Origin of the sequence: Limnochorda sp. LNt (genome assembly GCF_035593265.1) — a bacterium.
Classification (GTDB): Bacteria; Bacillota; Limnochordia; order Limnochordales; family Geochordaceae; genus Geochorda; species Geochorda subterranea.
In genome coordinates, this window is the sequence record NZ_CP141614.1 from 1871805 (window position 1) to 1883705 (window position 11901).

General features: G+C 71.5%; 11 protein-coding genes. 3 read left to right on the forward strand and 8 right to left on the reverse strand.

What is annotated here, in order from left to right; genetic code table 11:
- Nucleotides 1-3: 3 nt before the first annotated feature.
- The 7 genes from radC to VLY81_RS09005 form a co-directional block, all read right to left on the reverse strand.
- Nucleotides 4-750: a RadC family protein gene (gene radC / locus VLY81_RS08975; protein ID WP_324667828.1), complete on the reverse strand. Its 747-nt coding sequence runs from the start codon at nucleotides 748-750 to the stop codon at nucleotides 4-6.
- Complete coding sequence (locus VLY81_RS08980) at nucleotides 744-1319, reverse strand: Maf family protein (RefSeq protein WP_324667829.1); 576 nt, start codon at nucleotides 1317-1319, stop codon at nucleotides 744-746. Before VLY81_RS08980 ends, radC begins: the two co-directional genes overlap by 7 nt.
- Nucleotides 1320-1327: 8 nt before the next feature.
- Nucleotides 1328-1549 carry a hypothetical protein gene (locus VLY81_RS08985; RefSeq protein WP_324667830.1) on the reverse strand — a complete coding sequence of 74 codons (222 nt, stop codon included), beginning with the start codon at nucleotides 1547-1549 and terminating at the stop codon, nucleotides 1328-1330.
- 252 nt (nucleotides 1550-1801) lie between these two features.
- The gene (locus VLY81_RS08990; protein ID WP_324667831.1) at nucleotides 1802-2122 is read right to left on the reverse strand and encodes a metal-sensitive transcriptional regulator; all 321 of its coding nucleotides are present in this window, start codon (nucleotides 2120-2122) and stop codon (nucleotides 1802-1804) included.
- Between the two features lie 26 nt (nucleotides 2123-2148).
- Nucleotides 2149-2688: an SPOR domain-containing protein gene (locus VLY81_RS08995; protein ID WP_324667832.1), complete on the reverse strand. Its 540-nt coding sequence runs from the start codon at nucleotides 2686-2688 to the stop codon at nucleotides 2149-2151.
- A 77-nt stretch (nucleotides 2689-2765) separates the two neighbouring features.
- Nucleotides 2766-4127: a bifunctional folylpolyglutamate synthase/dihydrofolate synthase gene (locus VLY81_RS09000; RefSeq protein ID WP_324667833.1), complete on the reverse strand. Its 1362-nt coding sequence runs from the start codon at nucleotides 4125-4127 to the stop codon at nucleotides 2766-2768.
- Entirely contained in the window at nucleotides 4117-6897 is a 2781-nt protein-coding gene (locus tag VLY81_RS09005; protein WP_324667834.1) for a valine--tRNA ligase, read from the reverse strand. Before VLY81_RS09005 ends, VLY81_RS09000 begins: the two co-directional genes overlap by 11 nt.
- A 569-nt stretch (nucleotides 6898-7466) precedes the next feature.
- Here VLY81_RS09005 and VLY81_RS09010 point away from each other — a divergent pair.
- From VLY81_RS09010 to VLY81_RS09020, 3 genes are all read left to right on the forward strand, one after another.
- Nucleotides 7467-9290 carry an ABC transporter substrate-binding protein gene (locus VLY81_RS09010; protein ID WP_324667835.1) on the forward strand — a complete coding sequence of 608 codons (1824 nt, stop codon included), beginning with the start codon at nucleotides 7467-7469 and terminating at the stop codon, nucleotides 9288-9290.
- A gap of 82 nt (nucleotides 9291-9372) precedes the next feature.
- Nucleotides 9373-10404, forward strand: coding sequence for an ABC transporter permease (locus VLY81_RS09015; RefSeq protein WP_324667836.1), 1032 nt, complete (start codon nucleotides 9373-9375; stop codon nucleotides 10402-10404).
- A 27-nt stretch (nucleotides 10405-10431) separates the two neighbouring features.
- Complete coding sequence (locus VLY81_RS09020) at nucleotides 10432-11310, forward strand: ABC transporter permease (RefSeq protein WP_324667837.1); 879 nt, start codon at nucleotides 10432-10434, stop codon at nucleotides 11308-11310.
- Between the two features lie 25 nt (nucleotides 11311-11335).
- Here the strand turns inward: VLY81_RS09020 and VLY81_RS09025 are convergent, their stop codons facing one another.
- Nucleotides 11336-11776, reverse strand: coding sequence for a nitrilase-related carbon-nitrogen hydrolase (locus VLY81_RS09025; RefSeq protein WP_324667838.1), 441 nt, complete (start codon nucleotides 11774-11776; stop codon nucleotides 11336-11338).
- Between the last annotated feature and the right edge of the window lie 125 nt (nucleotides 11777-11901).

Genomic DNA, 11901 nt, shown 5'->3' on the forward strand with positions numbered 1-11901 from the left:
GGCTCACCCGTTCCCTTCCGGCCGCACCCGATGAGGGCCGGGCCCCCAGCGCCCGGCGCCCGCCGGCGAGAGGGGCAGCACGCCCATCGCCCGCAGGCTCTCGTATCGACCGTGACCGATCACGACGTGATCCAGCACCTCGATGCCCAGCGTCTCGCCCGCCGCCGCCAGCCGCTGGGTCAGCGCCACGTCCTCCGGGCTGGGCGTCGGATCCCCGCTGGGGTGATTGTGCACCAGCACCACGGCCGCCGCCGAGTGCCGCACCGCCGCCTTGAAGACCTCACGGGGGTGGGCGGGCACCTGCGTCAGGTGGCCCACCGCCACGGGACAGACCCGGATGAGGCGATGGCGCGCATCCAGCAGCAGGACCGCGAACTGCTCCCGATCCTGCCGGCTCATCTCGACCGCCATCAGGTCGTAGACGTCCGCGGGCGTCTGCAGCGCCGGGCGCCGCTCGGGGCCCACCCTCACCATCCGACGTGCCAGCTCGATGGCGGCCAGCACCTGAGCCGCCTTGGCCGGACCGACCCCCGGCACGGCCATCAGGGCGCCGGGGTCCGCCATCGCCATCCCCGACAGCCCGCCCAGGGCCAGCAGGAGCTCGGCGGCCAGCTCCACCGCGGGGCGTCCCCGCCGCCCCGTCCCCAAGAGCACCGCCAGCAGCTCCGCGTCCGACAGCCCGGCTGCGTCACCCGAGGCGAGCCGCTCACGGGGTCGCATCGACGGCGGGCGCTCCCGCATCGTCACCATGAGGAGAGGCCGAACCCCTCCAGCATCCGATGCAGGCGCGCCAGGGGCAGCCCCACCACGTTGTAGTAGCAGCCCTCCAACCGCTCCACGAAGACGGCTCCGACCCCTTGCACCGCGTAGGCGCCCGCCTTGTCCATCCCCTCGCCCAGCTGCACGTACCGCTCCACCTCGTCGGGGCTCAGCGGCCGGAACGTGACGTCGGTCCGCTCCGCCTCCACCGCGGCGCGCCCGGCGGCCAGATGGACCACGGCGACGCCCGTCCAGACCTGGTGGGTGCGCCCCGAGAGACGGGTCAGCATGCGCCGCGCCTCCTCGCGATCCCGGGGCTTGCCCAGGATCTGGCCGTCGAGCACCACGACGGTGTCCGCCCCGATCACGACGTCGTCGGGCCGGCGCGTGGCCACGTCACGAGCCTTGGCCTCGGCCAGGCGCATGACGAGCCGGTCGGGCGGTGCCATGTCGTCGAAGGACGACTCGTCGACGGCGGGGGTCTCGAGCTCGAAGCGGGTCCCCAGCATCGCCAGCAGCCGGCGGCGCCGGGGCGACGTCGAGGCCAGCACCAGGGTCACGGGGGCGCCTACCTCCCCCGCAGGAGCCACGCCGCGATGATGAGCCCGAGGGCGGTGCCGAGGTTGACCTTGAGATGGAGGTGGAGGCCGAACGTGAGGACGCCGGCCAGGGAGACCTCGTCCACGCGGAAGCCCAGCTCGGCGGCGTTGCCGAGGATGGGGACGACGTCGGCCAGGGCCTCCGAGATCCCGCTCCCGATGACCGCGCCCGCCACCAGGATCAACAGCACCAAGCTAAGACGCAGGCTACGCGTGTAAGGTCGAATCACCTGGCGCACCTCTCAGCCGTTTCGCGGCAAGAGCTCCAGCCCCGCCCACCCCTCGTCGATTCGTGCCGGATATTCTCGGAGGGCGGGAGCGTTCCTGCCCGGCCTCGGGCCGCCGGTATCTTGCCACGGGCACCTGCCGGTCCCACGCCAGCCAGCGCGTCGCGCAAGATGCCACACGCAGGATGCCAAAAGATCCCGGGGCTACTGGCCAGGTCAGCGCAGGTAGCGCAGGATGACGTCGGTCAGCTCGCGGATGGCGGCATCGGCTGACCCGCCGTCGAGCAGGGCGCGCCGCACGCAGCCACGGGTGTGCTCCTCCAGGAGGGCCATGCCGACCTTGTCGAGCGCGGCCTTGACGGCGGCGATCTGGATCAGGACGTCGACGCAGTACTTCTGCTCCTCCACCATGCGCTGCAGCCCGCGGACCTGCCCCTCGATGCGGCGCAGCCGCCGCAGCAGGTCGGCCCGCCGCTCGCCGTACGAGCCCGCCCGGGGGTGCCCGCCGGCTGCGCCGGCATGTCGCTGCTGCCTCATCCCCTCGAGAGGTTGCCCCGTCGCGCTCATGGGATGAAGGCGTCGGGCATGGTGGGCTTGAGTCGCTGCAGCACCTGCACGGCATCCTCCCGACGCGCGTAGGGCCCCACCCGGACCTTGTAGAGCACGGGGTTGCCCGACTGCGTCTCCACCACCACGGGAAGACCCTGCTGGCGGAGCTGCTGGGCCAGGTCGGCGGCGCGCTCCGACGACCCGAAGGCGCCGACCTGCACGAAGAAGGACGCCCCCCCGCCGGCTGCCGGGACCGGCGTCGGCGCCGGGGATGCGGGTGTCGGGGCGGTGGCGCGGCTGCTCGAGGAGGCCTGCGGCGCCGTCACGGCCGGTGCCGGCTCGGGGCCCGTCGCCGGTACGCGCGAGGGAGCGGTCGCGACCGAGCGGGGCGCCTGCGCCACCGTACCTCCGGTCATCAGCCGGTCGAAGACGTAGCGCCCCAGCACGTAGCCCCCCAGCGCGCCCACGACGATGACCACGACGAGGGTGAGCCCAAACGCGATGCCGCTGCGCACGCGGCTCGACATGGCATGAGGCTCCGGCCCTTCGCCCACGGCTTCTCCCTCCTCGCCGGCGCCTTCATTATGGGGGCGGCCGACAGATCCCTGCTTGCTTCGAGAGAGTCGCGCCCTCAGGTGACGCCGCCGGTCTCGGCCAGGATCTCGCCGGCCAGGTAGAGCGAGCCGCAGACCGCCACCAGGTCGTCGGGACCCGCCAGCTCCAGGGCCCGCGCCAGCGCCCGCCCCGGCGGTTCCACGCACTCGGCGCGGCCCGCCCCCAGCTCCATCGCCAGCTGCGCCAGCCGGTCGGGAGGCATGGGCTCGGTGCGGCTCGAGCGGGCGCGGGTCGCCACCACCGTGCATCCGGGCGTGACCAGCGCCTCCAGCACCCCCCGCACGTCCTTTTCCGCCAGCAGGCCGATGACCAGCAGCCGGGGTGGCCCGCCCAGCACCTCGACGAAGCCCCGGGCGAGGGCCCGGGCGGCCGCCGGATTGTGGGCGCCGTCGACCACCACGGTGGGGCGGGTCCCCACGACGTGGAAGCGCCCCGGCCACCTCACCTGGCGCAACCCCGTCTCGATGGCGGTCGCGTCGATGCGCCACCCGCGGGCCCGCAGCCGGTCCACGCACGCCACGGCCACGGCCGCGTTGGGCAGCTGGAAACTGCCGGCGAGCCCGACGGTGAGGCCCTCGAGCCGCACGCCCTGGGGCGTCACCACGTCGAGCCGCCCGCCGGAGAGCCCCACGACCCGCCCCTCCCACCGGTAGGTGCCGGCCCCGGAGAGCGCCGGCGGCGCCCTCACCGGGGCCACCTCCCACAGCGGCGCCGCCGTCTCCCGGGCACGAGCCGCCACCACCGGCGCGGCCTCCGGGGGAGGCGACGCCACCACCGCATCGGCCCCTGGCTTGAGGATGCCCGCCTTCTCGGCCGCGATGGCGGCCAGGGTGGGGCCCAGTACCTGGGTGTGGTCCAGGCCCAGCGCGGTGATGACGCAGACCTCGGGGGCGCGCACCACGTTGGTGGCGTCGAGCCGCCCGCCCAGCCCCACCTCCAGCACCGCCAGCTCGACGCCCGCCCGTGCGAAGGCCCAAAGCGCCATGGCCGTGGCGAACTCGAACTGGGTGGGCGGCTCGTCGGCTCCGACGGCCTCCACCGCACGGCGGGCCGCCTCGTACGCCTCTACCAGCGCCGCGTCGGAGATGGGGCGGCCGTCCATCACGATGCGCTCGTTGAACCGCACCAGGTGCGGCGAGACGTAGAGCCCCGTGCGCAGCCCGGCGGCCCGGGCGATGGAGGCGGTCATGGCCGCGGTGGCGCCCTTGCCGTTGGTGCCGGCGACGTGCACCACCCCGTAGCGCCGCTCCGGATGACCCAGGCTCGCCAGGATGGCCTCCATCCGCTCGAGCCCCAGGCGCATCCCGAAGCGTGCCAGGTGCGCCAGGTAGGAGCGCAGCGCCTCGAGCTGCGTCAGCGTGGCATCCTCAGCGGACAAGTCGCCTCAGCTGCTCCATCTGCTCGACCAGACGGGCCCGGCGCTGCTCGGCCTCCTCCTCCTTGCGCCGGGTCGACTCCACCACGTCCCGGGGCGCCCGGTCGACGAAGGCCGGATTGGCCAGCATCCCCCGCCACCGGCTCAGGAGCTGCTCCACCTCGGCCAGCTCCTTGCCCAGCCGGCGCAGCTCCTCATCGGCGTCGACCAGCCCCGCCAGCGGCACGAAGATCTCCACCTGCGGGCCGGCCACGGCCGGCACCGCGTCCTTCGGCCGCTCGGGGCCCGGCGCCTCGATGCCCAGCTCCGACACGCCCGCCAGACGCCGGATGTCGTCGGCGTGCTCCGCCAGCGTGGCCCGGACCTCCTCGGGCGCCCAGACCCGCGCGGGGATCCGGCGGCTCACCGAGACGCCCTTCTCCGCACGCACGTTGCGGATGGCGCGGATGACGTCCATCACCTGGCGCATCCGCTCCTCGGCCGCCTCGTCGACCAGCGCGTCGTCCGGCTGCGGCCACGGTGCCAGCATGACGGTGGGGCCCTGGTGCGGCAGGCGCTGCCAGACCTCCTCGGTGACGAAGGGCATGAAGGGGTGCAGCAGCCGGGCCGTGCGCTCCAGGACGTACCAGAGCACGGCGGCGGTGCGCTCCCGCTCGGCGTCGTCGACCTGCCCCGACAGCCTGGGCTTGGCCAGCTCGATGTACCAGTCGCAGAGCTCATCCCAGGCGAAGTCGTAAAGCGCCCTGGCCGCCTCGCCCACCTCGTAGCGCTCCAGGAGCTCCGTCACCTCGCGGGTGCGCCGGGCCAGCCGCGACAGGATCCACCGCTCCGGCAGCGCCAGCTCTCCGGCGGCCGCCCAGTGCCGGATGCGCTCCGGCGAGAAGGGGCCCGTCGCCCGGCCGTCGCTCGTGATCGCCCCGTCCGCCGGCATGCGCATCAGGGCGAAGCGAGCCGCGTTCCACAGCTTGTTGGCGAAGTTGCGGCTGGCCTCCACCCGGTCGGGGTGCCAGCGCAGGTCGTTGCCCATGCCCACGCCCATCACCAGGGTGAGCCGCAGGGCGTCGGCGCCGTACTCCTCGATCACCTCCAGGGGGTCGACGCCCGTGCCCCGAGACTTGCTCATCTTGCGCCCCAGCGCGTCCCGCACCAGCCCGTGCAGCAGCACGTCCCGGAAGGGCACGTCGCCCATCAGCTCCAGGCCCATCACCATCATCCGGGCGACCCAGAAGAAGAGGATGTCGAAGCCGGTCACCAACAGCGACGTGGGGTAGTAGAAGGAGAGGTCCGCGGTGCGCTCCGGCCAGCCCAGGGTCGAGAAGGGCCACAGCGCCGAGCTGAACCACGTGTCGAGCACGTCGGGGTCCTGCTCGATGGCCGGACTGCCGCAGTGCCGGCAGGCCGTGGGATCCTCCACGCTGACCGTCTCGCGCCCGCAGGCGGAGCAGTACCAGACCGGGATCCGGTGCCCCCACCACAGCTGGCGTGAGATGCACCAGTCCCGGACGTTCTCCATCCAGTGGAAGAAGTGGCTCTCGAAGCGCTCGGGCAGCAGGCGCACCCGCCTCTCCCGCACGGCCCGGATGGCCGGCTCGGCCAGGGGCTTCATCCGCACGAACCACTGCTTGGAGACCAGCGGCTCCACCACGGTGCCGCAGCGCTGGCAGTGCCCCACGGCGTGGCGGTGCACCTCCTCGCGCACCAGGTAGCCGCCGCGGCGCAGCGCCTCCACCACCTGCTGGCGCGCCTCGGCCCGGTCCAGCCCCACCAACTCCGGCGGCGCCGCCTCGGTGATCCGGCCGCGCTCGTCGATGACCTTGACCGTCTCCAGGCCGTGCCGGCGCCCGATCTCGAAGTCGGTGGGGTCGTGGGCCGGGGTCACCTTGACGGCCCCCGTGCCGAAGCCCATGTCGACCGCCTCGTCGGCCACGATGGGCAGCTTGCGGCCCACCAGGGGCAGGATGGCGGCCTTGCCGATGAGAGGCAGGTAACGGGTGTCCTGGGGGTGGACGGCGATGCCCGTGTCGCCCAGCATGGTCTCCGGGCGGGTGGTGGCCACCATGATGTCGCCGCTGCCGTCCTCCAGCGGGTAGCGCAGGTACCAGAGCCGGCCCTCGGTCTCCTCGTGCTCCACCTCCAGGTCCGACAACGCCGTGCGGCAGCGCGGACACCAGTTGATGATGTAGTCGCCCCGGTAGATGAGGCCCTTCTCGTACAGGTGCACGAAGGCCTCCCTCACCGCTCGCGAGCAGCCGGGGTCCATGGTGAAGCGTTCCCGGGACCAGTCGCAGGAGGAGCCCAGCCGGCGGAGCTGCTGGGTGATGATGCCGCCGTAGCGCTCCTTCCACTCCCAGACCCGCTCCAGGAACTTCTCCCGGCCCAGGTCGTGACGGCTCTTGCCCTCGCGGGCCAGCTCCTGCTCCACCACCACCTGGGTGGCGATGCCGGCGTGGTCGGTGCCGGGCAGCCACAGCGTGGAGTAGCCCTGCATGCGCCGGAAGCGCACCAGGATGTCGGCCAGCGTGTTGTCCATGGCGTGGCCCACGTGCAGCGAGCCCGTCACGTTGGGCGGCGGCATGACGATGCCGAATCCGGGCCGGGACGGGTCCGGATCCCCGTTGAAGTAGCCGTTGCGCTCCCAGTAGGCGTACCAGCGCGGCTCGATCTGCCGGGGCTCGTAGACCGGCGGCAGGGCCTGTCCATCGGCCGACCCCGGCGCCGGCCCCGTGGGGGGCGTCGCCTCCCGGGCGGTCGAGGTCTTGGACTCGTCACGCATGGCTCGAGCGGCCTCCTCGTCGCATCGTGCCTGGAAAGCGAGACCCCCTCGCCAAAGGGCGAGGGGGTCCCCGCGGTACCACCTTTGTTTCCCCGCCGTGCCGGCGCCATCGGGCTCGGGCCGGCGAGGCTCGATGGCTGTAACGGGCCACCCGTCCGGCCCTACCCGGCCGGGGCTCGGGCCCCGCCGCTGGGACCGGAGGCTCAGGGGCGACCTTCGGCGCCGTCGCCGCCCGGGAGCCTCGCAGCCGTGGGCTCCCTCTCTGGAGGGGGGATGGGGCGCCTACTCCTCCCCGTCGTCGCCGAGACGCTCGGATCTTTGGCGGCAGTCTACCAGGAGGCCGCGGGGGTGTCAAGGGCCGGTCCCGACGGCAACCGGGACCCCGGTCCCCGTGCGTGACAGGAATGACGATCACCGGTCACGAACCTACGGCGAGAAACCGCGTTCAGACGGGCGCCCTGCGACCGAGAGGGGGGATGCACGGGCACGAGCCTGCCCCATGCCGGCTCCATGCATGGTCCATCGAAACCGTAGGCTGTCGGCATGCCTGACAGGGGGCGATGGTTGCAATGCGACGAAGTGGCACCGTCCCATGGTTCACCGTCGTCGTGGTGGCTCTCGCGCTGTCCGCGGGCGCCGGACTGCCCGCGGCGGCCGAGACCGTCAAGAATCCGGATACCATGGTGAAGGCGACCTACGGCGAGCCGGAGACCCTGGATCCCGCCTACGCCTACGACACGGCCAGCGGCGAGGTCATCTACCAGATCTACGAAAACCTCATCGACTTCGACCACGGGGATCTGAGCAAGTTCGTGCCGATGCTGGCCACCCAGGTGCCGTCGGTCGAGAACGGGCTGGTCTCTCCCGACGGGCTGGTCTACCGGTTCCCCATCCGCCAGGGCGTGCGGTTCCACAACGGCAATCCCCTGACGCCCGAGGACGTGGAGTACACCTTCGAGCGGGCCATGCTGCAGGACCGCAGCGGCGGGCCCATCTGGATGTTCCTCGAGCCGCTGTTGGGTTACAGCACCATCGAGGAGCTGGCCAAGGACCTGGCCGGCGTCGACAGCTTCGACCAGGTGCCGCCCGAAGTGCTGCGTGAGGTGTACCGCCGCGTCGACGCCGCCGTCGAGGTGGAGGGCGACACCGTCGTCTTCCGGCTGGCCCGGCCCTACCCGCCCTTCCTCTCCATCCTGGCGCACGGCGGTAGCTGGTCGTCCATCATCGACAAGGAGTGGGCCATCGCCCAGGGCGACTGGGACGGCAGCGAGGACTGGGTCCGCTGGCACGACCCCAAGGCCGAGAACGACCCCCTCTACGACAAGGCCAACGGCACGGGCCCCTATCGGCTGGTCGCCTGGGAGAAGGGCAACCAGATCATCCTGCAACGCAACGAGGATTACTGGCGCGAACCCGCTCCCATCAAGACCGTCGTCATCCGCAACGTCCAGGAGTGGGCGACCCGGCAGCTGATGCTGCAGTCGGGTGACGCCGACATCGTCACCGTCGATCCGCCCTACCTGGAGCAGGTGGCGGCCATGCCGGGCGTGAGGGTGCTGCGCCGCCAGCCCTGGCTGGCCAACACGGCCGCCTTCTTCACGTTCAACATCGCCGTCGAGGGCAACGACTTCATCGGCAGCGGCAAGCTGGACGGGCAGGGCATCCCGCCCGACTTCTTCAGCGACATCGACGTGCGCAAGGCGTTCAACTACAGCTTCGACTGGCAGGTCTACATCGACGACGTCAACATGGGGGAGGCGACCCAGGCTCGCGGCCCCATCCCGGCATCGCTGCCCTTCTTCAACCCCGAGCAGCCGGTCTACCAGCTCGACCTGCGCAAGGCCGAGGAGCACTTCCGGCGGGCCTGGGGCGGCCGGCTGTGGGAGACGGGCTTCCGCATGACCATCGCCTACAACGCCGGCAACGATGCACGGCGCATCGCCGCCGAGATCCTGGAGCAAAACATCGAGAGCCTCAACCCCAAGTTCCAGATCGACATCCAGTCCCTGCAGTGGCCGACCTACCTGCAGGCCTACCGGGAGAGCCGCCTACCCCTGTTCATCATCGGGTGGCTGGCTGACTTCCCCGATCCCCACAACTTCGTGGTGCCCTTCATGCACTCGACGGGCACCTATGCCGCTGCCCAGCGGCTGCCCGCGGAGCTGACCCGGGAGATCGACGCGCTCATCGACCGAGCCGTCTCCACGACCGACCCCGAGGTGCGCCGCGACGCGTACTATCGCCTGCAGCAGATCGCCTACGAGCAGGCCATCGACATCTTCCTGGTGGACCGCACCCAACCCGTCGTCATGCGCGACTGGGTGCAGGGCTGGTATCCCAACGCGATCCGGCCGGGCGAGGACTTCTACCGGCTGCGCAAGGCCTCGAGCTGAGCCATCCGGGTGGCGCGGGGGGGCGCCCTCAGCAGGGCGCCCCTCGCCCCCGATCCCCAAGGGAAGGCGCTGACGTCGCCCCATGATACGCCTCGTCGCCCGTCGCCTGATGATGCTGCCGCTGGTGCTGGTGGGCACCAGCCTGATCATCTTCGCCCTGAGCCAGCTCCTGTCACCCTACCAGCGGGTGGCGACCTACGTCCGCTCGCCCCAGGAGCTCAAGTCCTTCACGCTCGACGAGCTGGTGCGCAAATACCAGCTGGACGCTCCGTTGACGACCCAATACGCCAACTGGCTGAGGGAGTTGGCCGGCGGTCACCTGGGCTGGTCCGAGGTGGCCAAGGAGCCGGTCTGGGATGCCATCGTGCGGCACTTTCCCGCCACCCTGGAGCTGACGCTCTACGCCTCGATCCCCATGGCGGTGGGAGGCGTATGGCTCGGTACCCTGGCCGCCGTGCGCCACAACAGCTGGGTGGATCACGCCAGCCGCGTCTTCGCCATCGTGGGCTGGTCCTTCCCCACCTTCGTCTTCGGGCTTCTCTTCCTGATGGTCTTCTACGGCTGGCTGGGCTGGTTCCCGCCGGGGCGGCTGTCGGTATGGGCCACCCAGGCCATGCTGTCGCCCGACTTCCGGCAGTTGACCGGTCTGGTCACCATCGACGCCGTCATCAACGGCCGCCTGGACATCCTGGTCGACGCGCTGCGCCACATGGTGGGACCGGTCGTCACCCTCTCCTACCTGTACTGGGCCCAACTGCAGCGTATCACCCGCTCCAGCATGCTCGACACGCTGCGACAGGACTACGTGCGCACCGCCCGGGCCAAGGGCCTCGACGAGCGCAGCGTGATCCGCCGCCACGCCCGGCGCAACGCGCTCATCCCGGTCTCCACCGTCATCGCCCTGATGGTGTTGGGGCTCCTGGGCGGCGTCGTCATCACCGAGACCATCTTCGCCTACCCCGGCATCGGCCGCCTGCTGGCCACCGCGGCCTTGCAGCTGGACCGGGCGACGGTGCTGGGCGTCACCCTCTTCTACGCGGTCATCCTGGTGCTGGTCATCCTGGCCATGGACATCAGCTACGCGCTCATCGACCCCAGGGTGCGGATCGAGTGAGCGACGGGCAGGCGAGGTGAGGTGGGCTTGGACTCATTGAGGCGTCTGCTGCGCAATCCCCTGGCCACGGCGGGACTCGTCATCCTGATCTTCTTCGCGCTGGTGGCCGTCTTCGCACCTTACCTGGCGCCGCCCCGCAATCCCGCGGAGCCGTACCGCATCCCCCGCTCCGGCTTCGCGGTGGAGCCCCGGCCGCCTTCGGAGCGCTTCCGCTTCGGCACCACCGAGGGGCAGTACGACGTCTTCTACGGGGTGGTCTGGGGGACCCGCACGGCCTTCGGCGTGGCGCTGGGCGTGGTGGGAGCCGCGATGACCATCGGCCTGGTGGTGGGCACCCTGGCGGGATACTACGGGGGCCGCTTCGACGAGCTGTTGATGCGCGTCGCCGACGTCGTGTCGGCCATCCCGTTCCTCGTGGCCGCCGTGGTCATGGTGGCCATCCTGGGCAAGGGGCTGGGCAACGTCGCCCTGGCCCTCATCCTCTTCTCGTGGCCGCCCTACGCGCGTCTCATCCGGGGGAGCGTGCTGCAGGTCAAGAGCATGGAGTTCGTGGAGGCGGCGCGGGCCATCGGCATGTCGCCGGTGCGCATCGTGCTTCGCCACATCCTGCCCAACGCCATCTACCCCGTCCTGGTGCAGGCCTCCCTGGAGATCGGCTCGGTCGTGGTGGTCTTCGCCTCGCTGAGCTTCCTGGGGCTGGGCGCCGAGCCGGGCTTCGCCGACTGGGGCCAGCTGACGGCCTTCGCCCGGCCGTGGATCCTGGGCAAGCCCGGGCAGCCCTTCGCCTACTGGCACACCATCTTCTTCCCGGGCATGGCCATCCTGCTCTTCGTGCTGGGGTGGAACCTGCTGGGCGACGGCTTGCGCGACGTGATGGACCCGCGCCTGCGGGACCACCGCAAGTGAGGGCCGCATTCGTCCCCCCGGCCGCTCAACGACGGCTCGAGGGCTGGACGCCGACGGGCGCCTGCAGGGGCACCGTCGCCACCAGCACCGCCTCCTGGGTGGCGCTGGGGGCCACGGCGACGAAGCCCCCCTCCTCGTCGCGCAGCGCCTCGTAGCCGCCCGGCCGCCACAGCTCCCGGCGGGCGCTGACGATGGAGGACTGGCCCTCGAAGCGCAGCCCCAACAGCTCCCCCACCATCATGGGGTTGAGCCCCCAGCGCAGCTGGGGCCAGCGGCGCACGGCCGTCCAGGCGCTGCGCCTCCAGTCGAGCTGCTGCTCCGGCGTCCAGGGGCCGGGGTTGGCCGAGGGCTGCACCAGGATGTCGGCACCGGCCGAGACGAGCCGCTCCACGACCGGCTCCTGGAAGGCGTCGAGGCAGATGGCCACACCGAGCCGTCCGACTGGCGTTGTACAGTAAGTGGCCACAACCCGCCCCCACCCGCACGGTGCGAAGCGGGTTTGCGGGCCATTCCCCGTAGAAAAACGCGGATGCGCGTAGACACAACCACAAAAGATGTAGCTATTGACACAGCGTGGTAAACGAGTTACGA